Source organism: Streptomyces sp. NPDC055243 (assembly GCF_044544025.1).
Classification (GTDB): domain Bacteria; phylum Actinomycetota; class Actinomycetes; order Streptomycetales; family Streptomycetaceae; genus Streptomyces.
The window spans coordinates 213,102-239,046 of record NZ_JBITWR010000010.1; the positions used below are offsets into that span (position 1 = coordinate 213,102).

The following is a 25,945-nucleotide window of genomic DNA, read 5'->3' on the forward strand; positions in this document are numbered from 1 at the left end:
CCCCTTCACCGACAAGGAGCTACCGCGTGCGCGCGATCAAGTACCGGAAGACGTTGGGCATCCAGATGGTGCCGTCCCGCCGCATGTGGGGATGCAGGGCCTCCGTCAGCTCCTTGTCGACCTGCACCTGATCCGTCGCACCCACCGCGGCGTCGAACAGCCCCGTCGAGAGCAGACCGCGGACCGCGCTGGCCGTGTCCGCGTACCCGAAGGGGCACGCCACGCGTCCCGAGCCGTCCGGCTTGAGGCCCGCCCGCTGGGCGACCTCCTCCAGGTCGTCGCGGAGCGCGGGGCGCCAACTTCCCGTACTACGGAGAGGGTCGGCGAGCTTGGTCGCCACCCTCAGTACAGAAGAGGTCGTGCAGCGCTCCGGAGGACCCCATCCGACGAGGACCACCGGGGTGCCGCGCCCGGTCAGCGGGACGGTGGACTCCAGGAGGCCGGAGAGGCCCTCGGAGTCGCCCGCCGTGCAGCCGATCGGCTGGAAAGCGGTCACCATGTTGAACCCGGGCGCGTCCGGCCCCGACACGTCGTCGGGGCCGCCCTCCACGAGCCGGGCGGCGCCGTGCGGCCGTGCGTCCAGGCCTGCCTCGGGCAACAGGCGCTCACGCGCCAGGGCGAGCCGTTCGGGCGCCGAGGGGTCGACACCGGTGACCGACGCGCCCCGTGATGCCGCCATCAGGAGAGCGAGTCCGGAACCGCAGCCGAGGCCGAGAAGCCGTGTACCGCTGCCTACTTCGAGTCGTTCGTACACCGCTTCATAGAGCGGAACCAGCATCCGTTCCTGGATCTCCGCCCAGTCACGCGCGCGTGCGCACCGGTCCACGCCACGGGGGGTCGTGCCCGCGCGGGGGAGGTGCGGCTGCGCGAGTGTAGGTGTCATCGAAAGCGCCCCAATCCGCCGAGAGTTGCTGGAGTGTCGTATTCAAACGTTTCGTCCGCCCCCGTGCAGTGCGCTCGCACTCCCCCTGTATGCCAGAGAACTCCGCATCCGTCGTGGCGTCCAGAGGTTGTGGGGCAATGCTTGCGTGCCACCGTCGTGCGCCCCCCGGAGGAATTCAATGCACGCTCTTTGGAGGACCGCCGTACCATGCGCGCCATGGCTAAGGCACCCGTTCTCACGCCCCGGGCGGAAGACTTCCCGCGCTGGTACCAAGACCTGATCAACAAGGCGGAGCTGGCCGACAACGGCCCGGTGCGCGGCACCATGGTGATCCGACCGTACGGCTACGGCCTCTGGGAACGCATGCAGCAGGACATGGACGCCCGCATCAAGGAGACGGGCACCCAGAACGCGTACTTCCCCCTTCTCATCCCCCAGTCGTACCTGACCAGGGAGGCCGAGCACGTCGAAGGCTTCGCCCCCGAGCTGGCCGTCGTCACGCACGGCGGCGGCAAGGAGCTGGAGGAGCCGGTCGTCATCCGCCCCACCTCCGAGACGATCGTCAACGAGTACTTCTCCAAGTGGGTGCAGAGCTACCGCGACCTGCCGCTCCTGATCAACCAGTGGGCGAACGTGGTCCGTTGGGAGCTGCGGCCCCGGCTCTTCCTGCGGACCTCGGAGTTCCTCTGGCAGGAAGGCCACACGGCCCACGCGACGTACGAAGAAGCACGCGACTTCGCGGCCCGCATCCACACGGACGTCTACGGCGCCTTCATGCGCGACGTCCTGGCGATGGACTTCGTCCTGGGCCGCAAGACCGCCCAGGAGCGCTTCGCGGGCGCCATCAACACCCTCACCCTCGAAGGCATGATGGGCGACGGCAAGGCCCTCCAACTCGGCACCAGCCACGAGCTCGGCCAGAACTTCGCCCGGGCCTTCCACACCCAGTACCTCTCCAAGGAGGGCAAGCAGGAGCTCGTCTGGCAGACCTCCTGGGGCAGTACGACAAGGATGATCGGCGCCCTGGTGATGATGCACGGCGACGACAACGGCCTGCGGGTCCCGCCGCGCCTGGCACCCGTCCAGGCCGTCGTCCTCGCCATCAAGGGCGACGAAGCGGTGCTCGCCAAGGTCCACGAGATCGGCGAGCGCCTGAAGGCCGCGGGCGTGCGCGTCCAGGTCGACGACCGCACGGACACCCCCTTCGGGCGCCGTGCCGTCGACTGGGAGCTCAAGGGAGTGCCGGTCCGCGTCGAGGTCGGCCCGCGCGACCTGGAGAGCGGCACCGCGATGCTGGCCCGCCGCATCAAGGGAGGCAAGGAGCCGGTCGCGATCGACTCCCTCGCGGCGCTGCTGCCCACCGTCCTCGAAGAGGACCAGAAGCTGCTCCTGGACCAGGCCCGCGAGCGCAGGGAGTCCCGCACCTCGGACGTCACCACCGTCGACCAGGCCGTCCAGGCCACGGCGGCCGGCGGCTGGGCACGCATCCCGTGGGCCACGCTCGGCCCGGAGGGCGAGGCGAAGCTCGCGGAGCACTCCGTGTCCGTACGGTGTCTGGTCGCGGAGGACGGGGCGGTGCCGGACGCCGATGAGACCCCCGGTAACGTCGCCGTAGTGGCCCGCGCCTACTGACGGCGCGCCTTCCGGTATCAGCGCGCTCGTTCCCGGCTCGTACGCCTGCCCAGGCAACACAAGCCCCGGTGTGCGGAGTTCTTCTACGCGCCGGGGCGTACGCGCTACTACGTACCGGCTTGCTATGAGCTGCGAGGCTTCTGGGCAGATCAGCGCACCCGCCCTCGTCCGGACGCATCAATGGCAACTGACGGGTACGTGCAAATTATTTGGGATGCCCCGGAATGGAACCCCTGGGCATCCCGGCTCGTTGTTCACGACGTGAGCACGACACCACCTGTTCTCGCCGCAGAGCTGGCACAGGCGTGGGCCGATATTCAGCGGCACCACCCCGAGCTGCCCGATCTTGCCGCGCCCGAATCCCTGATCGGAGAGTCGTCGTCCGCCTGCGGCGCCGAGCTCTCCTTCGAGCGACTGCTCCACGAGGCAGTCCATGGCATCGCCGCGTCACGCGGCGTACGCGACACCTCACGCGCGGGCCGCTATCACAACCGCAGATTCCTCGCGATCGCCGAGGAGCTGGGTCTTGACCACCCCGAGGAACCGCACCCCAGCAGCGGCTTCTCGCTGGTCACGCTCAACCCCGAGGCAAGGAAGCGCTACCGCCCGACGATCGAGCGGCTCCAGCGCGCCCTCAAGGCACACACCGCGGCGACCGCCGCCGACACGGCACGCAGCTTCCGGGGCCCGGCCGCCCGGCACGGCTCCTCCGGGGGCGGCGTCCGCGTCAAGGCGGTCTGCGACTGCGGGCGCAACGTCCGCGTCGTCCCGTCGGTGCTCGCCCAGGCGCCCATCGTCTGCGGCGGCTGCGGCAAGCCCTTCCGCATTCCGGAAGTGGTGGGCGCCGCCGCCGGCTGACGGGGCCGGGCCGGAGCGGTGCCGCACCGTGCTCGTCAGGGCGTCCGGACTGGTTTCGGACGCCCCGGCGACGTATGGCACAATGGCTAGCTGTACTCGACAGCCGCATAGGAACCCTCTCGCCTCCGGCTGACGCGTCCATCGGGCACCCCGAGTACCGCAACCCCACGTGGCATCTCGTTGTGCCCAACCACGTCAAGACCAGGAGACACCACTCCAGTGGCAGTCAAGATCAAGCTGAAGCGTCTGGGAAAGATCCGCGCGCCTCACTACCGCATCGTCGTCGCCGACTCCCGTACCCGCCGTGATGGTCGGGCCATCGAGGAGATCGGTCTGTACCACCCGGTGCAGAACCCCTCGCGCATCGAGGTCAACTCGGAGCGCGCGCAGTACTGGCTCTCCGTCGGCGCTCAGCCGACCGAGCCGGTCATGGCGATCCTGAAGCTCACCGGTGACTGGCAGGCGCACAAGGGCCTTCCGGCCCCCGCGCCGCTGCTCGTCGCGGAGCCCAAGGACAAGCGCGCCGCGTTCGAGGCCTTCACCAAGGGCCTCGAGGGCGACGAGGCGAAGGGTGAGGCCATCACCCAGAAGGCCAAGAAGGCTGACAAGAAGGCGGACGCGGCCGAGGCCGCGCCCACCGAGTCGACCGAGGCCTGAGCATGCTCGAGGAGGCTCTCGAGCACCTCGTGAAGGGCATTGTCGACAACCCCGACGACGTGCAGGTCGCCTCGCGCACCCTGCGCCGGGGGCGTGTGCTCGAGGTCCGGGTTCACCCGGATGACCTCGGCAAGGTGATCGGCCGCAACGGCCGTACCGCGCGCGCTCTGCGGACCGTCGTGGGCGCGATCGGCGGCCGTGGTGTCCGCGTCGACCTCGTCGACGTGGACCAGGTTCACTGAACCACAGGTAGCACCGGCACGGGCCGGGGAGGGCTTCTGGGCCTTCCCCGGCCCGTAGTCGTCTGTAGGCGCCTACGGGCCTCCTTCCGTAGGCACATGACAGGAGAGACAGCAGTGCAGCTGGTAGTCGCGCGGATCGGCCGCGCCCATGGCATCAAGGGTGAGGTCACCGTCGAGGTGCGCACCGACGAGCCGGAGCTGCGGCTCGGGCCCGGCGCCGTCCTCGCCACCGACCCCGCCTCCACGGGGCCGCTGACCATCGAGACCGGCCGGGTGCACAGCGGCAGGCTGCTGCTGCGCTTCGAGGGCGTACGCGACCGCTCGGGCGCCGAGGCGCTGCGCAACACGTTGCTGATCGCGGAGGTCGATCCGGAAGAGCTTCCGGAGGACGAGGACGAGTACTACGACCATCAGCTGATGGACCTCGACATCGTCACCAAGGACGGGGTCGAGGTCGGCAGGATCACCGAGATCTCGCACCTGCCCTCGCAGGACCTGTTCATCGTGGAGCGGCCCGACGGCAGCGAGGTGATGATCCCCTTCGTGGAGGCGATCGTCACCGAGATCGACCTGGAGGAGCAGCGGGCGATCATCGACCCGCCGCCGGGGCTGATCGACGACCGCGCGGAGATCGCTTCCGCCAGGGACGACGAGGCTCCTGCGGGGGACGACGCCTGATGCGGCTCGACGTCGTCACGATCTTCCCCGAGTACCTGGAACCCCTGAACGTCTCCCTCGTCGGCAAGGCACGCGCGCGTGGCCAGCTAGACGTGAACGTGCACGACCTCAGGGAGTGGACGTACGACCGGCACAACACGGTTGACGACACCCCCTACGGCGGCGGCCCCGGCATGGTCATGAAGACCGAGCCCTGGGGCGCGGCGCTCGACGACGTGCTCGCCGAGGGGTACGAGGCCGGCGCCCACGGGCCCGTCCTGGTCGTCCCCACGCCCAGCGGGCGCCCCTTCAGCCAGGAGCTCGCCGTGGAGCTCTCCGAACGGCCCTGGCTGGTCTTCACGCCCGCGCGCTACGAAGGCATCGACCGCCGCGTCATGGACGAGTACGCGACCCGGATGCCCGTCTACGAGGTGTCGATCGGCGACTACGTCCTCGCGGGCGGCGAGGCGGCCGTCCTGGTCGTCACCGAGGCCGTGGCCCGGCTGCTGCCCGGCGTCCTGGGCAACGCCGAGTCCCACCGCGATGACTCCTTCGCCCCCGGCGCCATGGCGAACCTCCTCGAAGGCCCCATCTACACCAAGCCCCCCCAGTGGCGCGGCCACGGCATTCCCGACGTGCTGGTCAGCGGCCACCACGGCAAGATCGCGCGCTGGCGCAGGGACGAGGCGCTGCGGCGCACGGTCCGCAACAGGCCCGATCTGATCGAGCGCTGCGACCCCGCCGCCTTCGACAAGAAGGACCGCGAGATGCTCTCGATCCTGGGGTGGCGGCCGGGTCCCGACGGCCGATTTGGGCGAGACCCCGACGCCGTGGAAGAATAGGCCGCTGCTGTACGTCCAGCGTGCGCCCCTGCCACAGGGGGAAAGACGCCCGCCCGGCGTGGACAGCAATCGAATCCTCATCACGAACTTACCGCTGATGACCTGTGGCATCAGTGAAGAAAGCAGACGATCATGGCTAACCTGCTCGACTCCGTCGACAGCGCTTCGCTGCGCACCGACATCCCGGCCTTCCGCCCGGGTGACACCGTCAACGTCCACGTGCGCGTCATCGAGGGCAACCGCTCGCGTGTGCAGCAGTTCAAGGGCGTAGTCATCCGTCGCCAGGGTGCCGGCGTGCGCGAGACCTTCTCGGTCCGCAAGGTCTCCTTCTCCGTCGGCGTCGAGCGCACCTTCCCGGTGCACACGCCGATCGTCGAGAAGATCGAGCTCGTCAGCCGCGGCGCCGTGCGTCGCGCGAAGCTGTACTACCTCCGTGAGCTGCGCGGCAAGGCCGCGAAGATCAAGGAGAAGCGCGACAACTGAGCTCGCGCACGGGTCCACAGCGGAGCCGGATAGCATCTGGCCCCGATGGACACCGAAGCACAGCACACGGAGCGCGACCGCTCCTCCCCACCCACCGATTCCCCGAGCGCCGAGTGCGACGGGGAGTCCGCGGGGGCGGAGGACCGGTCGCGCTCCGCTTTTATGTCCTTCGTCTCCTGGGTGCCGGGCGGCAGAGCCACCCTGACACTGCTGATCTGCATGGTGTTCCTGCTGCTCGTCAGCACCTTCGTGATGCAGCCGTTCCAGATCCCCAGTGGCTCCATGGAGCCCGCGTTCCGGGTCGGAGACCGGGTACTCGTCAACAAGTTGGCGTACCGTTTCGGTTCCGAGCCGCAGCGAGGTGACGCGGTCGTCTTCGACGGCAGCGGCTACTTCGGGGACGCCGACTACATCAAGCGGGTCGCAGGGGTGGGGGGAGACCGGGTGGTCTGCTGCGACGAGCGGGGGAGGATCAAGGTGAACGGCGAGCCGGTCGACGAGCCCTACCTGTACCCGGGGGACGCCCCCTCGAAGGCGCGCTTCGTCGCCGTCGTGCCCGAAGGCAGCCTGTTCCTCCTCGGTGACCACCGCAGCGACTCCCGTGACTCCCGCGACCACTTGGGCCAGCCCGGCGGCGGCATGATCCCCGTCGACTCCGTGATCGGCAGAGCCGACTGGATCGCCTGGCCCATCGGCCACTGGACCTCTCTGGAGCGCCCCGACAGCTACGCGCGCGTGCCGGCACCAGGCGGCGCGCATGGGTAACCGCGGGCGAACGCGAGCCGCCAGTCACCGGTCCGACACCAGGCTGCCCACCGGATCCCGGCCCACCAGCGGTCCCGTACTGCCCGGAAGGGCCGAGCGGCGCAAGCTCGCGCGGAAGGTCAAGCGGCGCAGGCGGCGCTCGGCGATCAAGGAGATACCCCTCCTCATAGGCGTCGCGCTCCTGATAGCCCTGGTCCTGAAGACCTTCCTGGTGCAGGCCTTCGTGATCCCCTCGGGCTCCATGGAGCAGACGATCAAGATCGGCGACCGGGTCCTCGTCGACAAGCTCACCCCGTGGTTCGGTGCCAAGCCCGAGCGCGGCGACGTCGTCGTCTTCGAGGACCCCGGCAACTGGCTCGAGGACGAACAGACCAAGAAGAAGGACGACCCCGTGGTCGTCAAGCAGGTCAAGGAGGGCCTGTCCTTCATCGGGCTGCTGCCCTCCGACAACGAACGGGACCTGATCAAGCGCGTGGTCGGCGTCGGCGGCGACACCGTGAAGTGCTGCGACAAGAACAAGAAGCTCACGGTCAACGGAGTCCCGCTCACCGAGCCGTACATCAATCCCGGTGATGAGCCCTCGTCCTTCGAGTTCCAGGTGAAGGTTCCCGACGGGCGCCTCTTCGTCATGGGTGACCACCGCTCCGACTCGGCCGACTCCCGCTTCCACCGCACCGAGAAGTTCAGCGGCACCGTGTCCGAGGAGAGCGTGGTAGGGCGCGCGCTCGTCATCGCCTGGCCCTTCGACCACTGGCGCAAGCTGGAGGAGCCCGAGACGTACGCCTCCGTGCCCGACGCGCGTGCGGAGTCGGACACGGCCCTCGGCCCGTCGCATAGGGTGGCCCTCGGCGATCGATACGGATTGACCGGACTCCCGACCCCTGCGGAACTCCCGCTCGTTATGGGAGTGGTGGGCCTGCATCGCATCAGGAGCGGGCAACAGCACGGACTGAGGAGTGGATGTGGGGGATGTGGCGGTCGGCGCACGGTCCGGACACGGTGGGCCCGAGGAGCAGCCAGGGCGGTCGGACGAGCCGGAGGCCGGGGCCGCGACGGACGGCGTGAACCCCGGGAGTGACACCGCGGGCTCCAGTCCCGCACCCGGCGATCTCGACGGGAAGCAGGCCAAGGGGGCGAAGAAGCCCCGCTCCTTCTGGAAGGAGCTGCCGCTCCTGATCGGCATCGCCCTGATCCTGGCGCTGGTGATCAAGACCTTCCTGGTGCAGGCGTTCTCGATTCCCTCGGACTCGATGCAGAACACGCTCCAGAAGGGCGACCGCGTCCTGGTCGACAAGCTGACACCGTGGTTCGGCTCGGAGCCCGAGCGCGGCGAGGTCGTCGTCTTCCGGGACCCCGGCCACTGGCTGGACGGTGAGCCGACGCCCGACCCGAACGCGATCCAGCGGGTCCTCGGCTGGGTCGGCCTGATGCCGTCCGCCGACGAGAAGGACCTGATCAAGCGGGTCATCGCGGTCGGCGGCGACACGGTGGAGTGCAAGGGCACAGGACCGGTGAAGGTCAACGGCAAGGCACTGAACGAGCCGTACGTCTTCGAGGGCAACACCCCGTGCAGCGTCGACGACCAGGGCGGCCAGTTCAAGATCACCGTCCCCGCGGGCAAAATCTGGGTCATGGGTGACCACCGGCAGAACTCGCTGGACTCCCGCTACCACCAGAACCAGCCCGGCGGCGGCGCCGTCCCCGTGGACAACGTCGTGGGCCGCGCGATCGTGATCGCCTGGCCGCCCACCCGCTGGGCGACGCTGCCCAAGCCGGACACCTTCGACCAGCAGGGCATCAACACCGCGATGAGCGCGGCGCCGGCGGCCCTCGGGCTTGCGGGTGCGGTTCCGGTCGTGCTCTGGCGCAGGCGTCGGCTCACGGTGGCCGCCGCCCAGGCCGGGAGGGTTTCTGGCGGAGGTACCGCCGGGTAGGGTGCCGTCCCAGATCGCTGATCTTCCGAGCCTCTGTTCGTAGGGGCGCGGGGTCGTCTCCGATATGGGGGAGCACTGGGATGAGCAGGACACAACGTACGGACGAGGGCCGCGGACGGCTCGGCAGCGTGCTGTCGGGACTGGCCGTGGCCCTCGGCTGTGTGCTCTTCCTGGGCGGCTTCGTCTGGGGCGCCGTCCTGTACCAGCCGTACACCGTGCCCACCGGGTCGATGACGCCGACGATCGGCGCGGGCGACCGGGTCCTGGCCGAGCGGATAGACGGCAGCGAGGTGCGCCGGGGTGACGTCGTCGTCTTCCGGCAGGCGAGCTGGGGCGATCTGCCGATGGTCAAGCGTGTGGTCGGCGTCGGCGGCGACCGGATCTCCTGCTGCACGGACGGCAAGCTGATGGTCAACGGCAAGCAGGTCGCAGAACCGTATCTTCCCGGGGACAAGGGCGCCGCGGCCACCGGAATCCCGGCCACCACGGTCCCCAAGGGCAACCTCTTCCTGCTCGGCGACGAGCGCAGCGGCTCCCTGGACTCCAGCGTGCACCTGGGCGACTCCAACCACGGCTCCGTGCCGCGCGACGCGGTGGAGGGGCGGGTCGACGCGGTGGCTTGGCCGACGGACAGGCTCGGGACGCTGGAGCGCCCCGAGGGCTTCGCGGACATGGCGGGCGGCATCTCCGACCCGGGGCCCGTACGGCTCGTGGTGTGGGCGGTGGTGGCCGGTGCCGTCCTCGTCCTGGGCGGCGCTGCCTACGGTCCGGTGGCCAAGCGGATGCGGCGCGGGCGCGAGCGTCCGCAGAGCCGGGACCGCTCGGGGGCGACCGCGCATGTCGGCTGAGCCGCGGCCGGTGGCGCGGCCGGAGCCGGAAGCGCTGCGGAAGGTCGCGCGCGTGGTGCTGCTCGACCCGCAGGACCGGATCCTCCTGCTGCACGGGCACGAGCCGGGGGACACGGCGGACGACTGGTGGTTCACGCCGGGCGGCGGTCTGGAGGGCGACGAGACGCATGAACAGGCCGCGCTGCGTGAACTGATGGAAGAGACGGGCATCACCGAGGTCGAGCTCGGCCCCGCCCTGTGGCAGCGGATCTGCTCCTTCCCCTTCGCCGGACGGCGCTGGGACCAGGACGAGCGGTACTTCCTGGCGCGTACGTCACAGACGTCCACGCAGGCCACAGGGCTGACGGAGCTGGAACGGCGGAGTGTCGCTGGAGCGCGTTGGTGGACGTGCCAAGAACTGACCGAGGCACATGAGACGGTGTATCCGACCAGGCTCGCCGAGCTGCTTCGCAGGCTGCTCGACGAGGGTCCTCCGAGCCGGCCCGTGACCCTCGACACGGAAATCGTGTAGAGGCTCCAGGGGCTGACGCACAATGGGGGGACGCACGGCTGAAGGGGAACATGCCATGAGCGCCGAGGACCTCGAGAAGTACGAGACCGAGATGGAGCTGAAGCTCTACCGGGAGTACCGCGATGTCGTCGGTCTGTTCAAATATGTGATCGAGACCGAACGGCGCTTTTACCTCACGAATGACTACGAGATGCAGGTGCACTCGGTCCAGGGTGAGGTTTTTTTCGAGGTGTCCATGGCGGACGCCTGGGTGTGGGACATGTACAGGCCCGCACGGTTCGTGAAGCAGGTGCGCGTCCTGACGTTCAAGGACGTGAATATCGAGGAGCTCAACAAGAGCGATCTCGAGCTGCCGGGAGGCTGAGTCCGCCTCCTCGTCTCGGCGGGGCTCACCGAGACGGGTGAGCGAGTTTTCCACAACGCGTGAGTCGTCCACCAAGATCCACAAGGGCCGGGGTCGAGCCCCAGTGTGGGTGTCGGAGGTGGTTCCGACATGAACGCACGTGGGGCACTCGGGCAGTACGGCGAAGATCTGGCCGCGAGGCGGCTGGGCGAAGCCGGGATGACGGTTCTGGAGCGCAACTGGCGCGGTGGCAGGACCGGCGAGATCGACATCGTGGCCATGGACGGCGAAGCGCTGGTCGTCTGCGAGGTCAAGACGCGCCGGGCCGGCCTGGTCGGCTCGGGGATCTATCAGCATCCGATGGCGGCCGTGGGCCGGGCCAAGGCGGAGCGGCTGCGGCGCCTGGCCGAGCGCTGGATCGAGGAGCGCGGCGGCCCGCCGCCGGGCGGGGTGCGGATCGACCTCGTCGGTGTGCTGATCCCACGCCGCGGTGCCCCTGTCGTGGAGCACGCGCGGGGGGTGGCCTGATGGGGTTCGCGCGTACGTGTTCCGTGGCGCTGGTGGGCGTCGAGGGCGTGGTCGTCGAGGTGCAGGCCGACCTGGAGCCCGGTGTCGCGGCGTTCACGCTGGTCGGGCTCCCGGACAAGAGCCTGACGGAGAGCAAGGACCGGGTCAGGGCCGCGGTGGTCAACTCGGGCGGGGAATGGCCGCAGAAGAAGCTCACGGTCGGCCTCAGCCCGGCGTCGGTGCCCAAGGGCGGCAGCGGCTTCGATCTCGCGGTGGCCTGTGCGGTGCTCGGTGCGGCGGAGCGGATCGATCCGCGGGTCCTCGCCGACATCGTCATGGTCGGTGAGCTGGGGCTCGACGGGCGGGTGCGGCCGGTGAGGGGCGTGCTGCCCGCGGTCCTCGCGGCGGCGGACGCGGGCTATGAGCAGGTCGTGGTCCCGGAGAGCACGGCGGCCGAGGCCGCGCTGGTGCCCGGGGTCTCGGTGCTCGGGGTGCGCAGCCTGCGCCAGCTGATCGCGGTGCTGACCGACGAGCCGGTCCCGGAGGAGGAGCCGGACGAGCCGGGACGGCCCGACCCGATGCTCGCGGGGCTCTGCGTGCCGGGAACCGGCGTGGGCACGGGACTCGGCGGCGGTCTGGAGGACGCCCTTGCCCTGGACCTCGCCGATGTCGTCGGGCAGGCGTCGGCCAGGACCGCCGTGGAGGTGGCGGCGACGGGCGGCCACCATCTCTTCCTGCAGGGCCCGCCGGGCGCGGGAAAGACGATGCTCGCGGAGCGGCTGCCGGCCATCCTGCCCCGGCTGACCAGGGAGGAGTCCCTGGAGGTGACGGCCGTCCACTCGGTGGCGGGCATGCTGCCGCCGGGCAGACCCCTGGTGGACACCGCGCCGTACTGCGCGCCGCACCACTCCGCGACGATGCAGTCGCTCGTGGGCGGCGGCAAGGGAATCGCGCGGCCGGGGGCGGTCTCGTTGGCTCACCGCGGGGTGCTCTTCCTCGATGAGGCGCCCGAGTTCAGCAGCCAGACCCTGGACTCCCTGCGCCAGCCCCTGGAGTCGGGCCATGTGGTGATCGCTCGCAGTGCGGGAGTGGTGCGGCTGCCCGCGAAATTCCTGATGGTGCTGGCCGCCAACCCCTGCCCCTGCGGTCGGCACACGCTGCTGGGCGACGGCTGCGAATGCCCCGCGTCCGTCGTCCGCCGCTACCAGGCACGGCTCTCGGGCCCGCTGCTCGACAGGATCGACCTGAAGGTCGAGGTGGAGCCCGTCACCCGGTCCGAGCTGGCCGGGTACGGCACGCGGGGGGACTCCACGCAGACGGTCGCCGACCGGGTGCGCGTCGCCCGGGAGAGAGCGGCGGTCAGACTCACCGGCACCGGCTGGCGGACGAACAGCGAAGTGCCGGGGCACGCGCTGCGCGCACGGTGGCCCGCCGAGCCGGGCGCCCTGGACGCTGCCGAACTGGACCTGGAGCGCGGGTTCCTGACCGCCCGGGGGCTCGACCGCGTGCTGCGGGTCGCCTGGACCGTCGCGGACCTCGCGGGCCGCGACCGCCCCGCCGCGCAGGACGTCGCTTTGGCGCTGCAGTTGCGTACGGGGGTGTCGCGGGGCGTGCCGATGGCGATCGGGGCGTTGACATGACCTCGGTGCCGGGTCCGGGCTCCGCCTCGGAGGAGGAGCGTCTGGCGAGGGTCGCGCTGACCCGGATCCTCGAACCGGGGGACGTGACGGGCGGGCGGTGGTTGCGGGAGACCGGGGCCGTCGAAGTGGTGCGGCGGTTGACCGAGGGGGACGAGCGGCTGGCCGGGGTGACGCCGGGGCGGTGGGAAGGGCTGCGGGCGCGGGCGGAAAGGGCGCGGCCCGAGCTGGACCTGGCGGTGGCACGGGACGCGGGGGTGCGGTTCGTGTGCCCGGGGGAGGCGGAGTGGCCCGTCCAGCTGGACGACCTGGGGGACGGGCGGCCGGTGGGGCTGTGGGTGCGGGGGCAGCCCAGCCTGCGGATGTGGGCGCTGCGGTCGGTGGCCGTGGTCGGCTCCCGGGCCTGCACGGAGTACGGGGCACACATGGCGGCCGGCCTCGGGGCGGGGCTCGCCGAGCGGGGCTGGGTGGTCGTGTCGGGCGGTGCCTATGGGATCGACGGGGCCGCGCACCGGGGAGCGCTGGGGGCCGGTGGGGCTACCGTCGCGGTCCTTGCGTGCGGGGTCGACCGGGCCTATCCGCGAGGACACGCCGAGTTGATCAGGAGGATCGCGGAACAGGGTCTGCTGGTCGGGGAGTTGCCGCCCGGAGATCATCCGACGCCGAGCAGATTCATCCTCCGCAACCGCGTGATCGCCGCCCTGACCAGGGGCAGCGTCGTCGTCGAGGCCGCGTACCGCAGCGGTGCGCTCGTCACGGCGCGCGGCGCGCAGGAGCTCGGCCGGTTCACGATGGGGGTGCCGGGCCCGGCGACCAGCGGTCTCTCGGCGGGGGTGCATGAACTGCTGCGGGGTGAGGGCGTTCTGGTGACCGACGCGGCGGAAGTCGTCGAGCTGGTGGGAGACATGGGCGAGGTCGCCCCGGAGCGGCGCGGCCCTGTCGTGCCGCGCGATCTGCTGGCCCCGGACGCCGCCCGTGTGCTGGCGGCGCTGCCCGGCCGGGGGAGCGCGCCGGTCCGGGAGATCGCGCTGGGCGCGTGCACGACGGTGGACGGAGCGGTCGGTCGGCTGTACGAGTTGCGCTCTCTCGGGTTCGTCGAACGACACGGCGACGGCTGGCAGTTGACACGCCAGGCGATTGTGTCGGTCTTCCCGGAGGAAGGGGGTTCGTGACCGAGCGTGTTCGGCCGTCTGGCCCAACCCCCGACGGCCTTGGAAAAAAGCGGAGTTGGCGCTCCGTGGTCGTCACGGACGGCGATGAGGGGAACTCGGTGGGGCGTCCAGCGGAACGTATCTGCGTACGCGGGATCCCCTATTGTTCGCACACTGCGACACTCCAGTCACGCTACGCTCACAAGGATTCCGACGCGGACAGGCAACCACAGGCAAGCAGACGGACAACCTCATTCACTTCACGCAAGATCACCACCTCGCGGGTGCGGGCGAATCCATCGGCTCGCACGACCCCACCAGTTCACGGCAGAACGGCTCAAGGCGACGAATGCCCCAGCACACCTCAGGGTCCGATCGGGCGGCAGCTCCCCCCGCCGCCCGTAGCGGCGAGCGGGAGCGGCCCCCCGCCCCCTCGTCGCTGGACGAGCTGTGGCGGTCGTACAAAGAGACGGGGGACGGGCGGCTGCGCGAGCAGTTGATCCTGCACTACTCGCCGCTGGTGAAGTACGTCGCGGGCCGGGTCAGCGTGGGGCTGCCGCCCAATGTCGAGCAGGCGGACTTCGTCTCGTCCGGGGTCTTCGGGCTGATCGACGCGATCGAGAAGTTCGACATCGAGCGGTCCATCAAGTTCGAGACGTACGCGATCACCCGCATCCGTGGGGCGATGATCGACGAACTCCGTGCGCTCGACTGGATCCCCCGGTCCGTGCGGCAGAAGGCGCGCAACGTCGAGCGGGCCTACGCCACGCTCGAGGCGCAGCTGCGGCGCACGCCGTCGGAGAGCGAGGTCGCCCATGAGATGGGCGTCGCGCTGGAGGAACTGCACGCCGTTTTCAGCCAGTTGTCGCTGGCGAACGTGGTGGCCCTGGAGGAGCTCCTCCACGTCGGCGGCGAGGGCGGCAACCGGCTCAGCCTGATGGACACGCTCGAGGACACCGCGGCCGACAACCCCGTGGAGGTCGCCGAGGACCGCGAGCTGCGGCGGCTGCTCGCGCGCGCGATCAATACGTTGCCGGAGCGGGAGAAGACCGTCGTCACGCTCTACTACTACGAGGGTCTGACCCTCGCCGAGATCGGCAACGTGCTCGGCGTGACGGAGAGCCGGGTGAGCCAGATCCACACGAAATCGGTGCTCCAGCTGCGGGCGAAGCTGGCGAGTTTCGGCCGCTGAGCGCGCTGAATCGTCCCTGCCCCCGGGCTGCTCCGTGCGGCACCGGTGTGGGGTTTCGCGGGGTGGATCGACTCCCGTCCTGGCGGTCACGTCCGTAGAGTGGAGGGCGTGCCAAGGATTCGAGCGGCCTCTGTGGCCGAGCACCGGTCGATGCAGCGGGGCGCCCTGTTGGACGCCGCGCGTTCCCTGCTGTCCGAGGGCGGTACGGAGGCGTTGACCTTCCCCGCCCTCGCCGAACGCACGGGGCTCGCGCGGTCCTCCGTGTACGAGTACTTCCGGTCGCGTGCCGCGGTCGTGGAGGAGCTGTGCGAGGTCGACTTCCCCGTCTGGGCCGCCGAGGTCTCGGCGGCGATGGAGGGGGCGGACTCCGCCGAGGGCAAGGTCGAGGCGTATGTCCGGCGGCAGCTGGCGCTGGTCGGGGACCGGCGGCACCGGGCCGTGGTCGCCATCTCGGCCAGCGAGCTGGACGCCGGGGCGAGGGAGAAGATCCGTGCCGCGCACGGGGGTCTGATCGCCATCATCGTCGAGGCGCTCGAGACCCTGGGGCATGAGCAGCCTCGGATGGCCGCGATGCTGCTTCAGGGGATCGTGGACGCCGCGGTGCGGCGGATCGAGCTCGGTGTCGCCGAGGAGCCGACCGCCATCACCGAGGCGGCAGTCGCCATGGCGTTGAGGGGCGTGCGGGGCTGAGGCCCCGGGCATCGGCACCCGGCAGCAGTGCGCTGTGCCCACCTTTCTCCCCGCTCTCGGCTCCGCTCGAGCGGGGCAGGCCCCAACCGCCCTGCGCAGCCCCTGCCCACAGCCGGGGCGCTCGCGGCAGCGGTACATCGCTCACCGGCAGCAAGCGGGACGCCCCGCGCCGCAGCAGCCACGGCGGCAGCAGCGACAGGGGGTCCAGGTATGTGTCGGCCCTCAGCAGGCCCCAGTGGAGGCAGTTGCTCGGGCAGTGCGCCGTAGGGAGTTCCAGGACCCCCAGCGCCTCGCCCGCCGTCACCTCGGCACCCTTCTCGACCGTGGCCCGCACCGGCTCGTACGTCGTGCGCAGGGGCGGATCCCCCGTGCCCGCAAGCTCCACGGCGATCACCCCGCGGCCCGCCACCCGGCCCGCGAAGGAGACCCTCCCCGCGGCCGCCGCCCGGACCACGGCGCCCGGCGGCGCCGCGAGATCCACGCCCCGGTGGCCCCGGCCGTACTCCGTCGCCGGCGGCTCCCACCCCCGTACGACGGGCGGCCGCACCCCCACGGGCCACGCACCGCCCACCTTCGGCACCGGCTCCCCGGAGGCACGCACACCCGCCCCCGCGGGCAGCGCCAGCGCAGTGATCAGCGCCACGGTCAACAGCACCAGACAACTCAGCTCTCGTCGCATGTGAGACATGCCAGAACCGTCCCCCGCCCGGCCCCTCGGCGGGGATCATGGCGCGGATCTGTGGATGACCAGCCGGTTGTGGACAGCGGCGTCACCCGCTGCCCCGCGGGTCCCGTACACTTCTTGTGGCGATCCGGGTCACCGGGTCGACTTCGCACGCCCCGACACCAGGCCATGAAAAGCCAGGTGCCAGCGCCTCTCGGTCCTTTGTGGCACGGCGCATCGCGGGCGTCAGGCGCGACCGCCATCCGGCGGACGCGGCACAACCGAGAACACCAAGGAGTACGGCCATGGCCGTCGTCACGATGCGGGAGCTGCTGGAAAGCGGCGTCCACTTCGGTCACCAGACCCGTCGTTGGAACCCGAAGATGAAGCGCTTCATCTTCACGGAGCGCAACGGCATCTACATCATCGACCTGCTCCAGTCGCTGTCGTACATCGACCGCGCCTACGAGTTCGTCAAGGAGACCGTCGCCCACGGCGGCACGGTCATGTTCGTCGGCACGAAGAAGCAGGCGCAGGAGGCCATCGCCGAGCAGGCGACCCGCGTCGGCATGCCCTACGTGAACCAGCGCTGGCTGGGCGGCATGCTCACCAACTTCTCGACCGTCTACAAGCGTCTGCAGCGCCTCAAGGAGCTCGAGCAGATCGACTTCGACGACGTCGCCGCGTCGGGTCTCACCAAGAAGGAGCTTCTCGTGCTCTCGCGCGAGAAGGCCAAGCTGGAGAAGACCCTCGGTGGTATCCGCGAGATGTCCAAGGTGCCCAGCGCCGTCTGGATCGTGGACACCAAGAAGGAGCACATCGCGGTCGGTGAGGCCCGGAAGCTCAACATTCCGGTCGTCGCCATCCTCGACACCAACTGCGACCCCGACGAGGTCGACTACAAGATCCCGGGCAACGACGACGCGATCCGCTCCGTCACCCTGCTCACCCGCGTGATCGCCGACGCCGTCGCCGAGGGCCTCATCTCCCGTTCCGGCGTGGCCACGGGCGACCAGAAGCCGGGCGAGAAGGCCGCCGGCGAGCCGCTCGCCGAGTGGGAGCGCGACCTGCTCGAGGGCGAGAAGAAGGCCGACGAGCCCAAGGCCGACGAGCCGAAGGCCGAAGAGGCCGAGGTTCAGAAGTCCGCCGAGACGGAGAAGGCCGCCGACGCCGAGCAGGCCGAGGCCCCCGCCGAGGTTGCCGCCGCTGAGGCCCCCGCCGCGGAGACCGAGCAGGCCTGACCTTCACAGGTTCGGTAGTTGACGGCGGGGGCCTTCAGGCCCCCGCCGTTCACCCGTAGATCTTTCAGACCTCCGAAAGAGAATTTCAGGATCATGGCGAACTACACCGCCGCTGACGTCAAGAAGCTCCGCGAGCTCACGGGCGCCGGCATGATGGACTGCAAGAAGGCGCTCGACGAGGCTGACGGCAGCGTCGACAAGGCCGTCGAGGCCCTGCGCATCAAGGGCCAGAAGGGCGTCGCCAAGCGCGAGGGCCGTTCCGCCGAGAACGGCGCCGTGGTCTCCCTCATCGCCGACGACAACACCTCCGGTGTCATCGTCGAGCTGAAGTGCGAGACGGACTTCGTCGCCAAGGGCGACAAGTTCCAGGCCGTCGCGAACTCGCTGGCCGCGCACATCGCCAAGACGTCCCCGGCCGACCTCCAGGCGCTGCTGGCGTCCGAGATCGAGGCCGGCAAGACCGTCCAGGCGTACGTCGACGAGGCCAACGCGACCCTCGGCGAGAAGATCGTCCTGGACCGCTTCGCCCAGTTCGCGGGCACGTACGTCACCGCGTACATGCACCGCACCATGCCCGACCTGCCCCCGCAGATCGGTGTCCTGGTCGAGCTGGACAAGGCCGACGCCGACCTCGCCAAGGGCATCGCGCAGCACATCGCCGCCTTCGCGCCGAAGTACCTCTCCCGTGAGGACGTTCCGGCCGAGGTCGTCGAGTCCGAGCGCCGCGTCGCCGAGGAGACCACCCGCGCCGAGGGCAAGCCCGAGGCCGCGCTGCCCAAGATCGTCGAGGGTCGCGTCAACGGCTTCTTCAAGGAGGCCACCCTCCTCGGTCAGCCGTACGCGCTCGACAACAAGAAGTCCGTCCAGAAGGTCCTGGACGAGGCCGGTGTCACCCTGAAGCGCTTCTCGCGCATCAAGGTCGGCATCTGAGTCCGTACCGCGATCGACGGTAGACCCCGCTAGGGTCGACAGCGGTCGCCCGCGTACCCCACGCAGTACGCGACGTACGACCGCAGATCTGACGAGGAGGCCATTGCCGAGCATGGGATGCGAACAACACCCCACCGGCAGTGGCCTTCTTCGTATGTGCGCCGAGCAAAAAGAAGCGAGAACTCCATGACCACCAAGGCCGACACAAACAGTGGCGACGATAAAGTCCCCGGTCGTTTCCTGCTGAAGCTCTCCGGTGAGGCATTCGCCGGCGGGGGCGGCCTTGGCGTCGACCCCGACGTGGTGCACGCGATCGCCAAGGAGATCGCCGCGGTCGTCCGCGACGGTGCCCAGATCGCGGCCGTCATCGGCGGCGGCAACTTCTTCCGCGGCGCCGAGCTCCAGCAGCGCGGCATGGACCGGGCGCGCTCGGACTACATGGGCATGCTCGGCACCGTCATGAACTGCCTGGCGCTGCAGGACTTCCTGGAGAAGGAAGGCATCGAGTGCCGCGTGCAGACCGCCATCACCATGGGCCAGGTCGCGGAGCCGTACATCCCGCTGCGCGCCGTACGGCACCTGGAGAAGGGCCGTGTGGTCATCTTCGGAGCCGGTATGGGCATGCCGTACTTCTCCACTGACACCACCGCGGCGCAGCGCGCCCTGGAGATCGACGCCGAGGCCCTGCTCATGGGCAAGAACGGCGTCGACGGGGTCTACGACTCCGACCCCAAGACCAACCCGGACGCGGTGAAGTACGACGCGCTCGGCTACGGCGAGGTCATCACGCGCGACCTGAAGGTCGCCGACATGACCGCGATCACCCTGTGCCGCGACAACAAGCTGCCCATCCTCGTCTTCGAGTTGCTGTCCACCGGCAATATCGCCCGTGCCGTCAAGGGTGAGAAGATCGGCACACTCGTGGGCGACGAGGGCACCCGCGCCTGATCTCGGGGACGCCCCTGAGGGATGGACAAAGCCCTGCCGGTCGGACACGGTGCAGGGAAAGAGACGCGACGCAGCCGACGCCCCATGGACTCCCCCTACTTCACCGTGTGGGGGCGCCCGCAGCCCACTCACAACACGCAGGAGCAAGTGGTGATCGAAGAGACCCTCCTCGAGGCCGAGGAGAAGATGGAGAAGGCCGTCGTGGTCGCCAAGGAGGACTTCGCCGCGATTCGCACAGGCCGTGCGCACCCGGCGATGTTCAACAAGATCGTGGCTGACTACTACGGCGCCCTTACGCCGATCAATCAGCTGGCCTCGTTCTCGGTGCCCGAGCCGCGGATGGCCGTGGTGACCCCGTTCGACAAGAGCGCGCTGCGCAACATCGAGCAGGCGATCCGCGACTCCGACCTCGGCGTCAACCCCAGCAATGATGGCAACATCATCCGGGTGACGTTCCCCGAGCTGACGCAGGACCGTCGCAAGGAGTACATCAAGGTCGCCAAGACCAAGGCCGAGGACTCCAAGATCTCGATCCGTTCCATCCGCCGCAAGGCCAAGGAATCGATCGACAAGGCGATCAAGGACGGCGACATCGGCGAGGACGAGGGCCGTCGCGCGGAGAAGGAGCTCGACGACACCACCGCGAAGTACGTCGCCCAGGTGGACGAGCTGCTCAAGCACAAGGAAGCCGAGCTGCTCGAGGTCTGAGTGCTCGGGTCTGAGGACTGAGGAATCCGATCCGTGAACGACTCTTCCTGGGGGGCGCCTCCCAGAGCCGGGTACTGGGGGCCGCCCGACCAGGGCCCTGCTCAAGGGGCTGCCCCGGCAGGTCCCGCGTACGATGCGCATGACGCCCTGTATCCAGCAGAGACGCAGCCCATGCCCATCGTGCCTGACGTGCCTGAAGTACCCCAGGAGCCCATGTCCAGCGCATCACAGCCCGCCCCCGAGGCGCCGCGTGCGCCTCAAGCGCCGCAGAAGAAGAGCGCGGGCCGTGATCTCGGGGCGGCCATAGGAGTCGGCGTGGGGCTCGGCGCGGTGATCATCGCGTCGCTCTTCATCGTGAAGGCCCTCTTCATCGGCGTCATAGCGGTCGCCGTCGTGGTCGGTCTCTGGGAGCTCACCTCGCGGCTCGAGGAGCGCAAGGGCATCAAGGCGCCGCTGGTCCCGCTGGCGGTGGGCGGCGCCGCGATGGTCGTCGCCGGCTACGTCCGCGGGGCCGAGGGTGCCTGGGTCGCCATGGCGCTCACCGCGCTCGCGGTGCTCGTCTGGCGGATGACCGAGCCGCCCGAGGGCTATCTGAAGGACGTCACGGCGGGCGTCTTCGCGGCGTTCTACGTCCCGTTCCTCGCCACGTTCGTGGCGCTGATGCTCACCGCGGACGACGGCGCGATGCGGGTGCTCACGTTCCTGCTCCTGACCGTGGTCAGCGACACCGGGGCGTATGCGATCGGCTGGCGCTTCGGCAAGCACAAGCTGGCCCCGCGCATCAGCCCCGGCAAGACCCGCGAGGGCCTGGTCGGCGCGGTGACGTTCGCGATGGCCGGGGGCGCGCTGTGCATGGAGTTCCTCATCGACGGCGGCACGTGGTGGCAGGGGCTGCTCATCGGCCTCGCGGTCGCCGCGAGCGCCACGCTCGGTGACCTGGGCGAGTCGATGATCAAGCGTGACCTGGGCATCAAGGACATGGGCACGCTGCTTCCCGGCCACGGGGGCATCATGGACCGCCTCGACTCGCTGCTGCCGACCGCTCCGGTGGTGTGGCTGCTGCTCGTCGTCTTCGTAGGGTCCGGCTGACCTGCGTACACGTACGTGAGGGGCTCGTCGTCCAGGGGACGGCGGGCCCCTTTTCGTATGCCCGGCCCGGCGGTCGTCAGCGCCGCCGGGGGAACTTCCATCCGTTCCGGCTCAGCTTGAAGAGGATGAAAACTCCGCAGAGCACCCACACGCCCAGGAAGGCCCACTTGAACCACGGGGGACCGACCCACTTCTCCGCCAGTTGCACCGATGCCAGACAGTAAGAGGTCATTGCTCACGTGTGCCCGGCGTCCCTCGGAAGGAACACCCGGTCGACGGCCTTGCGCGCACGGGGCGCGTTGCGGGGGACCGTGGCCCGGCTGGACCTCCGGTGTCTGCGACACTGGATGGACCATGCCTGTACCCGGAGAACTCACCTTTGTCGCGCCCCGCGGAGCCAAGAAGCCGCCGCGGCATCTCGCCGACCTCACGCCCGCCGAGCGCAAGGAAGCCGTCGCCGCCGTCGGCGAGAAGCCGTTTCGCGCCAAGCAGCTCTCGCAGCACTACTTCGCGCGGTACGCGCACGACCCGGAGCAGTGGACCGACATCCCCGCCGGTTCGCGCCAGAAGCTGCAGGAGGCGTTGCTTCCCGAGCTGATGTCCGTGGTGCGGCACATCAGCTGTGACGACGACACCACGCGCAAGACGCTGTGGCGGCTCTTCGACGGGACGCTCGTCGAGTCCGTGCTCATGCGCTATCCCGACCGCGTGACGATGTGCATCTCGTCGCAGGCCGGGTGCGGGATGAACTGCCCGTTCTGCGCGACGGGGCAGGCCGGTCTCGACCGGAACCTGTCGACCGCCGAGATCGTGCACCAGATCGTCGACGGGATGCGGGCGCTGCGGGACGGGGAGATTCCCGGGGGCCCGGCGCGGCTGAGCAACATCGTCTTCATGGGGATGGGCGAGCCCCTCGCCAACTACAACCGGGTGACCGGGGCGATCCGCAGGCTCACCGATCCTGAGCCCGACGGCGTGGGGCTCTCGCAGCGTGGGATCACCGTGTCGACCGTCGGGCTCGTGCCCGCCATCCACCGGTTCGCCGACGAGGGCTTCAAGTGCCGCCTCGCCATCTCGCTGCACGCGCCCGACGACGAGCTCCGCGACACCCTCGTACCCGTCAACACGCGGTGGAACGTGCGCGAGGTCCTCGAAGCCGGCTGGGAGTACGCCGCCAAGTCGGGGCGCCGCCTCTCCATCGAGTACGCGCTGATCCGGGACATCAACGACCACGCGTGGCGCGGTGACCGCCTCGGGCGGCTGCTCAAGGGCAAGCCCGTGCACGTGAACCTCATCCCGCTGAACCCGACGCCGGGATCGAAGTGGACGGCATCGCGGCCCGAGGACGAGAAGGCCTTCGTGGATGCCATTGCTGCCCATGGGGTGCCCGTCACGGTGCGTGACACCCGTGGCCAGGAGATCGACGGGGCGTGCGGTCAGCTCGCCGCGTCCGAGCGTTAGTCCGCCGAGGGTTACTCTGGCCGGAACACAACTTCATAGCCGGAACACATCTTCATATTCCGACAGGGGAGCGCCACAGCGCTGAGAGTGCGGCACCAAGGACAGGTTGGCCGCAGACCCTCTGAACCTTGCCCGGGTCATTCCGGGTAGGAAGTTCGGACATCACTCATGCTGTTGCGCCCTGCCCGCGGACCGGTTCCATCCGGTCCGCGGGCAGGGCCGCGTCTCTTCCTGGTCACTCCAGGAGGAATCAATTCAGTGAGCACCACCCAAGTGAGCACCACCAAGAAGGCCACGGTCACCGCCGTCGCGGTCGGCCTCTCGCTCGTCGCGCTCTCCGCGTGCGGCAGCTCGTCGGGCAGCGGCGACAAGGCCGAAGACTCCAAGAGCGTCACGCTTGTCAGCCATGACTCCTTCAACGTCTCCAAGGACGTACTGAAGGCGTTCGAGAAGAGCTCCGGGTACAAGGTCGACGTCCTCAAGGACGGGGACGCCGGCGCCGCCGTCAACAAGGCGATCCTCTCCAAGGACAACCCGCAGGGCGACGTCTTCTTCGGCGTCGACAACACCCTGCTCTCGCGCGCGCTCGACAACGATCTCTTCCAGTCGTACGAGGCCAAGGGCTCGGACCAGGTTCTCCCGCAGTTCCGCGTCGACCAGGACAAGCACCGGGTCACGCCGGTCGACAGCGGCGACATCTGCGTCAACTACGACAAGAAGTACTTCGCAGACAAGAAGCTCGCGCCGCCGAAGTCCTTCGCGGACCTGACCAAGCCCGCCTACAAGAACCTGCTGGTCACCGAGAACGCCGCGACCTCCTCGCCCGGTCTCGGCTTCCTGCTGGGCACGGCCGCCGAGTACGGCGACGACGGCTGGCAGGGCTACTGGAAGAAGCTCAAGGACAACGGCGTCAAGGTCGTCGACGGCTGGGAGCAGGCCTACAACGAGGAGTTCTCCGGCTCCGCGGGCGGCAAGAAGGCCAAGGGCGACCGTCCTCTCGTCGTCTCGTACGCCTCGTCCCCGCCCGTCGAGGTGCTCTACGCGAAGCCGCAGCCCAAGGAGGCGCCGACCGGCGTCGCGACGGGCACCTGCTTCCGGCAGGTCGAGTACGCGGGGCTGCTCGGCAACGCCAAGAACGAGAAGGGCGGCAAGGCGCTGCTCGACTTCCTGCTCAGCAGCGAGTTCCAGAACGACATGCCGCTGAACATGTTCGTGAACCCGGTGCGGAAGAACTCCGAGGTGCCCGAGCTGTTCGCCGAGCACGGCGTGACGATCGCCGAGCCGGAGACCCTGGCGCCGAAGAAGATCGCCGACAACCGCGAGCAGTGGGTCAAGTCGTGGACCTCGCTCGTACTGAAGTAGGCAAGCCCCGCGAGGGCAAGCTCCGTAAGGGGAAGTCCCCTCGGGGCAAGTCCCCTCAGGGGCTTGCGCGCGGGGGCGCGGCGCGGCTCGGTCTGATGGCCGTGCCCGTCGCGTTCTTCGCGGTCTTCTTCGCCTATCCGGTCGCCGCGATCGTCGCGCGCGGCCTGAAGGTGGGCGGGCAGTGGCAGTTCGGGCGGATCGCGGACGTCGTCGGGCAGTCGGACGTGCGGCACGTGCTGTGGTTCACCACCTGGCAGGCGCTCGCGTCGACCGCACTCACGCTGCTCATCGCGCTCCCCGGCGCGTACGTCTTCGCGCGCTTCGAGTTCAGGGGCAAGCAGATCCTGCGGGCCGTCGTCACGGTGCCGTTCGTGCTGCCGACGGTCGTCGTCGGGACCGCGTTCCTGGCGTTGCTCGGCCGGGGCGGGCTGCTGGACGAGATGTGGGGCGTGCGGCTCGACACCACCGTGTGGGCGATCCTGCTCGCGCACGTCTTCTTCAACTACGCCGTCGTCGTCCGCACGGTCGGCGGGCTCTGGTCGCAGCTCGATCCGCGCCAGGAGGAGGCCGCGCGCATGCTCGGCGCCTCGCGCTGGACGGCCTGGCGGACGGTGACGCTGCCCGCGCTCGGGCCCGCGGTCGCCGCGGCCTCGCTCATGGTCTTCCTGTTCACGTTCACCTCGTTCGGCGTCGTGCAGATCCTCGGCGGGCCCGCGTACTCCACGCTGGAAGTCGAGATCTACCGGCAGACCGCCCAGCTCCTGGACCTGCCGACGGCCGCCGTCCTGACCATCGTGCAGTTCGCTGCGGTCGGCCTGATCCTCGCCGTGCACGCGTGGACCGTGCGGCGGCGGGAGACCGCCCTGAAGCTGGTCGACGCCTCCGTGGTCGCGCGGGCGCCGCGCGGGGCGGGGCAGTGGACGCTGCTCGGCGGGGTCATGGTCACCATCGCCGTGCTGATCCTGCTGCCGCTCGGGGTGCTGATCGAGCGGTCATTCAGTGGCCCCGACGGCTACGGCTTCACCTACTACAGGGAGCTGACATCGGCGGACGGCGGGGCCTTCCTCGTGCCGCCGATCGAGGCCGTCTGGAATTCGCTCCAGTACGCGCTCGCCGCCACCGCCATCGCCCTGGTGATCGGCGGGCTCGCGGCGGCGGCGCTCACGCGGAAGGCCGGTCGCCTGGTGCGCGGTTTCGACGCGCTGTTGATGCTGCCGCTCGGGGTGTCCGCGGTGACGGTCGGCTTCGGGTTCCTGATCACGCTGGACAAGCCGCCGCTCGACCTGCGCTCCACCTGGATTCTGGTGCCGCTAGCGCAGGCTCTGGTGGGCGTGCCCTTCGTCGTACGCACCATGCTTCCCGTCCTGCGCGCGGTGGACGGACGCCTGCGTGAGGCGGCGGCCGTGCTCGGGGCCTCGCCGCTGCGGGCCTGGCGGGAGGTCGACCTGCCGATGGTGCGGCGGGCGCTGCTCATCGCCGCCGGATTCGCCTTCGCCGTGTCTCTGGGGGAGTTCGGCGCAACCGTGTTCATCGCGCGGCCGGACAATCCGACGCTGCCGGTCGCCGTGGCGCGGCTGCTGGGGCGGGCCGGGGAGCTCAACTACGGGCAGGCGATGGCACTTTCGACGATCTTGATGGTGGTGTGCGCGGTGTCGCTGCTGCTGCTCGAACGGCTCCGTACCGACCGCACGACTGGGGAGTTCTGATGAG

The 25,945-nt window shown here is 69.7% G+C and carries 28 protein-coding genes and 1 riboswitch; of the genes, 26 read left to right on the forward strand and 2 right to left on the reverse strand.

All coding sequences use genetic code 11. The annotated features are described in order from the left end of the window. Nucleotides 1-19: 19 nt before the first annotated feature. Nucleotides 20-883: a class I SAM-dependent methyltransferase gene (locus tag ACIGXX_RS28130; RefSeq protein WP_399979738.1), complete on the reverse strand. Its 864-nt coding sequence runs from the start codon at nt 881-883 to the stop codon at nt 20-22. 216 nt (nt 884-1,099) lie between these two features. Here ACIGXX_RS28130 and proS point away from each other — a divergent pair, with 216 nt between their 5' ends. From proS to ACIGXX_RS28220, 18 genes are all read left to right on the forward strand, one after another. Continuing rightward, nucleotides 1,100-2,515, forward strand: a complete 1,416-nt coding sequence (gene proS / locus ACIGXX_RS28135; protein ID WP_351165387.1) for a proline--tRNA ligase — start codon at nt 1,100-1,102, stop codon at nt 2,513-2,515. Between the two features lie 261 nt (nt 2,516-2,776). Further along, nucleotides 2,777-3,373: a hypothetical protein gene (locus tag ACIGXX_RS28140; protein ID WP_351165389.1), complete on the forward strand. Its 597-nt coding sequence runs from the start codon at nt 2,777-2,779 to the stop codon at nt 3,371-3,373. A 219-nt stretch (nt 3,374-3,592) separates the two neighbouring features. Next, nucleotides 3,593-4,030, forward strand: a complete 438-nt coding sequence (gene rpsP / locus ACIGXX_RS28145) for a 30S ribosomal protein S16 (protein ID WP_351165392.1) — start codon at nt 3,593-3,595, stop codon at nt 4,028-4,030. A 2-nt stretch (nt 4,031-4,032) separates the two neighbouring features. Continuing rightward, nucleotides 4,033-4,272: an RNA-binding protein gene (locus tag ACIGXX_RS28150; protein ID WP_351165394.1), complete on the forward strand. Its 240-nt coding sequence runs from the start codon at nt 4,033-4,035 to the stop codon at nt 4,270-4,272. A 114-nt stretch (nt 4,273-4,386) separates the two neighbouring features. After that, entirely contained in the window at nt 4,387-4,950 is a 564-nt protein-coding gene (gene rimM / locus ACIGXX_RS28155) for a ribosome maturation factor RimM (protein ID WP_351165396.1), read from the forward strand. Next, a complete protein-coding gene (trmD, locus tag ACIGXX_RS28160) occupies nt 4,950-5,771 on the forward strand; it encodes a tRNA (guanosine(37)-N1)-methyltransferase TrmD (RefSeq protein ID WP_351165397.1) in 822 nt (273 codons plus the stop codon). Before rimM ends, trmD begins: the two co-directional genes overlap by 1 nt. A gap of 132 nt (nt 5,772-5,903) precedes the next feature. Continuing rightward, nucleotides 5,904-6,254, forward strand: a complete 351-nt coding sequence (gene rplS / locus ACIGXX_RS28165) for a 50S ribosomal protein L19 (RefSeq protein ID WP_351165399.1) — start codon at nt 5,904-5,906, stop codon at nt 6,252-6,254. Nucleotides 6,255-6,299: 45 nt separating this feature from the next. Then, nucleotides 6,300-7,019: a signal peptidase I gene (lepB, locus tag ACIGXX_RS28170; protein ID WP_399979746.1), complete on the forward strand. Its 720-nt coding sequence runs from the start codon at nt 6,300-6,302 to the stop codon at nt 7,017-7,019. Further along, the gene (gene lepB, locus ACIGXX_RS28175; protein WP_351165403.1) at nt 7,012-8,097 is read left to right on the forward strand and encodes a signal peptidase I; all 1,086 of its coding nucleotides are present in this window, start codon (nt 7,012-7,014) and stop codon (nt 8,095-8,097) included. The genes lepB (ACIGXX_RS28170) and lepB (ACIGXX_RS28175) overlap by 8 nt, the downstream gene beginning before the upstream one ends. Then, entirely contained in the window at nt 7,982-8,953 is a 972-nt protein-coding gene (lepB, locus tag ACIGXX_RS28180) for a signal peptidase I (RefSeq protein ID WP_351165406.1), read from the forward strand. Before lepB (ACIGXX_RS28175) ends, lepB (ACIGXX_RS28180) begins: the two co-directional genes overlap by 116 nt. A gap of 80 nt (nt 8,954-9,033) precedes the next feature. Then, a complete protein-coding gene (gene lepB, locus ACIGXX_RS28185; RefSeq protein ID WP_361465327.1) occupies nt 9,034-9,801 on the forward strand; it encodes a signal peptidase I in 768 nt (255 codons plus the stop codon). Continuing rightward, nucleotides 9,791-10,312 carry an NUDIX hydrolase gene (locus tag ACIGXX_RS28190; RefSeq protein WP_351165411.1) on the forward strand — a complete coding sequence of 174 codons (522 nt, stop codon included), beginning with the start codon at nt 9,791-9,793 and terminating at the stop codon, nt 10,310-10,312. The genes lepB (ACIGXX_RS28185) and ACIGXX_RS28190 overlap by 11 nt, the downstream gene beginning before the upstream one ends. Before the next feature lie 55 nt (nt 10,313-10,367). Further along, nucleotides 10,368-10,676 (forward strand): DUF2469 domain-containing protein, encoded by a 309-nt coding sequence (locus ACIGXX_RS28195; RefSeq protein ID WP_003965949.1) that lies wholly within the window; start codon nt 10,368-10,370, stop codon nt 10,674-10,676. A 129-nt stretch (nt 10,677-10,805) separates the two neighbouring features. Then, entirely contained in the window at nt 10,806-11,183 is a 378-nt protein-coding gene (locus tag ACIGXX_RS28200) for a YraN family protein (RefSeq protein WP_351165413.1), read from the forward strand. Next, the gene (locus tag ACIGXX_RS28205) at nt 11,183-12,802 is read left to right on the forward strand and encodes a YifB family Mg chelatase-like AAA ATPase (RefSeq protein ID WP_399979753.1); all 1,620 of its coding nucleotides are present in this window, start codon (nt 11,183-11,185) and stop codon (nt 12,800-12,802) included. Before ACIGXX_RS28200 ends, ACIGXX_RS28205 begins: the two co-directional genes overlap by 1 nt. Continuing rightward, nucleotides 12,799-13,971 (forward strand): DNA-processing protein DprA, encoded by a 1,173-nt coding sequence (dprA, locus tag ACIGXX_RS28210; protein ID WP_399979756.1) that lies wholly within the window; start codon nt 12,799-12,801, stop codon nt 13,969-13,971. Before ACIGXX_RS28205 ends, dprA begins: the two co-directional genes overlap by 4 nt. A 328-nt stretch (nt 13,972-14,299) precedes the next feature. Further along, nucleotides 14,300-15,142: an RNA polymerase sigma factor WhiG gene (gene whiG / locus ACIGXX_RS28215; protein ID WP_351165420.1), complete on the forward strand. Its 843-nt coding sequence runs from the start codon at nt 14,300-14,302 to the stop codon at nt 15,140-15,142. Nucleotides 15,143-15,274: 132 nt separating this feature from the next. Continuing rightward, nucleotides 15,275-15,832, forward strand: coding sequence for a helix-turn-helix domain-containing protein (locus tag ACIGXX_RS28220; protein WP_351165709.1), 558 nt, complete (start codon nt 15,275-15,277; stop codon nt 15,830-15,832). Here the strand turns inward: ACIGXX_RS28220 and ACIGXX_RS28225 are convergent. Beyond that, entirely contained in the window at nt 15,786-16,520 is a 735-nt protein-coding gene (locus ACIGXX_RS28225; protein WP_399979760.1) for a peptidoglycan DD-metalloendopeptidase family protein, read from the reverse strand. The two genes, ACIGXX_RS28220 and ACIGXX_RS28225, sit on opposite strands and share 47 nt — an antisense overlap. A 281-nt stretch (nt 16,521-16,801) precedes the next feature. On the opposite strand from ACIGXX_RS28225, the gene rpsB reads away from it, so the two are divergent. From rpsB to ACIGXX_RS28265, 8 genes are all read left to right on the forward strand, one after another. After that, entirely contained in the window at nt 16,802-17,737 is a 936-nt protein-coding gene (gene rpsB, locus ACIGXX_RS28230) for a 30S ribosomal protein S2 (RefSeq protein ID WP_351165423.1), read from the forward strand. A 93-nt stretch (nt 17,738-17,830) separates the two neighbouring features. Beyond that, entirely contained in the window at nt 17,831-18,667 is an 837-nt protein-coding gene (gene tsf / locus ACIGXX_RS28235) for a translation elongation factor Ts (protein ID WP_351165425.1), read from the forward strand. 186 nt (nt 18,668-18,853) lie between these two features. Beyond that, on the forward strand, nt 18,854-19,615 hold the full coding sequence (gene pyrH / locus ACIGXX_RS28240; RefSeq protein ID WP_351165427.1) for a UMP kinase: 762 nt from the start codon (nt 18,854-18,856) through the stop codon (nt 19,613-19,615). Nucleotides 19,616-19,765: 150 nt separating this feature from the next. Beyond that, nucleotides 19,766-20,323: a ribosome recycling factor gene (frr, locus tag ACIGXX_RS28245; protein WP_351165429.1), complete on the forward strand. Its 558-nt coding sequence runs from the start codon at nt 19,766-19,768 to the stop codon at nt 20,321-20,323. Between the two features lie 33 nt (nt 20,324-20,356). Continuing rightward, on the forward strand, nt 20,357-21,412 hold the full coding sequence (locus tag ACIGXX_RS28250) for a phosphatidate cytidylyltransferase (protein WP_351165432.1): 1,056 nt from the start codon (nt 20,357-20,359) through the stop codon (nt 21,410-21,412). 354 nt (nt 21,413-21,766) lie between these two features. Continuing rightward, entirely contained in the window at nt 21,767-22,873 is a 1,107-nt protein-coding gene (rlmN, locus tag ACIGXX_RS28255; RefSeq protein WP_351165436.1) for a 23S rRNA (adenine(2503)-C(2))-methyltransferase RlmN, read from the forward strand. Between the two features lie 54 nt (nt 22,874-22,927). Continuing rightward, a riboswitch (TPP riboswitch) is annotated at nt 22,928-23,044 on the forward strand. A gap of 87 nt (nt 23,045-23,131) precedes the next feature. After that, nucleotides 23,132-24,235: a thiamine ABC transporter substrate binding subunit gene (locus ACIGXX_RS28260; RefSeq protein WP_399979767.1), complete on the forward strand. Its 1,104-nt coding sequence runs from the start codon at nt 23,132-23,134 to the stop codon at nt 24,233-24,235. Between the two features lie 95 nt (nt 24,236-24,330). Further along, nucleotides 24,331-25,941 carry an ABC transporter permease gene (locus tag ACIGXX_RS28265; RefSeq protein ID WP_399979770.1) on the forward strand — a complete coding sequence of 537 codons (1,611 nt, stop codon included), beginning with the start codon at nt 24,331-24,333 and terminating at the stop codon, nt 25,939-25,941. Nucleotides 25,942-25,945: the final 4 nt, after the last annotated feature.

What these genes read in the sequence shown, in the direction of transcription:
- rlmN (WP_351165436.1), top strand. Translation starts at nt 21,767, where the DNA reads ATGCCTGTACCCGGAGAACTCACCTTTGTCGCGCCCCGCGGAGCCAAG.
- dprA (WP_399979756.1), top strand. Translation starts at nt 12,799, where the DNA reads ATGACCTCGGTGCCGGGTCCGGGCTCCGCCTCGGAGGAGGAGCGTCTG.
- ACIGXX_RS28200 (WP_351165413.1), top strand. Translation starts at nt 10,806, where the DNA reads ATGAACGCACGTGGGGCACTCGGGCAGTACGGCGAAGATCTGGCCGCG.
- ACIGXX_RS28205 (WP_399979753.1), top strand. Translation starts at nt 11,183, where the DNA reads ATGGGGTTCGCGCGTACGTGTTCCGTGGCGCTGGTGGGCGTCGAGGGC.
- ACIGXX_RS28265 (WP_399979770.1), top strand. Translation starts at nt 24,331, where the DNA reads ATGGCCGTGCCCGTCGCGTTCTTCGCGGTCTTCTTCGCCTATCCGGTC.
- ACIGXX_RS28150 (WP_351165394.1), top strand. Translation starts at nt 4,033, where the DNA reads ATGCTCGAGGAGGCTCTCGAGCACCTCGTGAAGGGCATTGTCGACAAC.
- tsf (WP_351165425.1), top strand. Translation starts at nt 17,831, where the DNA reads ATGGCGAACTACACCGCCGCTGACGTCAAGAAGCTCCGCGAGCTCACG.
- pyrH (WP_351165427.1), top strand. Translation starts at nt 18,854, where the DNA reads ATGACCACCAAGGCCGACACAAACAGTGGCGACGATAAAGTCCCCGGT.
- trmD (WP_351165397.1), top strand. Translation starts at nt 4,950, where the DNA reads ATGCGGCTCGACGTCGTCACGATCTTCCCCGAGTACCTGGAACCCCTG.
- lepB (WP_361465327.1), top strand. Translation starts at nt 9,034, where the DNA reads ATGAGCAGGACACAACGTACGGACGAGGGCCGCGGACGGCTCGGCAGC.
- ACIGXX_RS28130 (WP_399979738.1), bottom strand. Translation starts at nt 883, where the DNA reads ATGACACCTACACTCGCGCAGCCGCACCTCCCCCGCGCGGGCACGACC.
- lepB (WP_351165403.1), top strand. Translation starts at nt 7,012, where the DNA reads ATGGGTAACCGCGGGCGAACGCGAGCCGCCAGTCACCGGTCCGACACC.
- whiG (WP_351165420.1), top strand. Translation starts at nt 14,300, where the DNA reads ATGCCCCAGCACACCTCAGGGTCCGATCGGGCGGCAGCTCCCCCCGCC.
- rpsB (WP_351165423.1), top strand. Translation starts at nt 16,802, where the DNA reads ATGGCCGTCGTCACGATGCGGGAGCTGCTGGAAAGCGGCGTCCACTTC.
- lepB (WP_399979746.1), top strand. Translation starts at nt 6,300, where the DNA reads ATGGACACCGAAGCACAGCACACGGAGCGCGACCGCTCCTCCCCACCC.
- proS (WP_351165387.1), top strand. Translation starts at nt 1,100, where the DNA reads ATGGCTAAGGCACCCGTTCTCACGCCCCGGGCGGAAGACTTCCCGCGC.
- ACIGXX_RS28195 (WP_003965949.1), top strand. Translation starts at nt 10,368, where the DNA reads ATGAGCGCCGAGGACCTCGAGAAGTACGAGACCGAGATGGAGCTGAAG.
- ACIGXX_RS28190 (WP_351165411.1), top strand. Translation starts at nt 9,791, where the DNA reads ATGTCGGCTGAGCCGCGGCCGGTGGCGCGGCCGGAGCCGGAAGCGCTG.
- ACIGXX_RS28225 (WP_399979760.1), bottom strand. Translation starts at nt 16,520, where the DNA reads ATGTCTCACATGCGACGAGAGCTGAGTTGTCTGGTGCTGTTGACCGTG.
- rplS (WP_351165399.1), top strand. Translation starts at nt 5,904, where the DNA reads ATGGCTAACCTGCTCGACTCCGTCGACAGCGCTTCGCTGCGCACCGAC.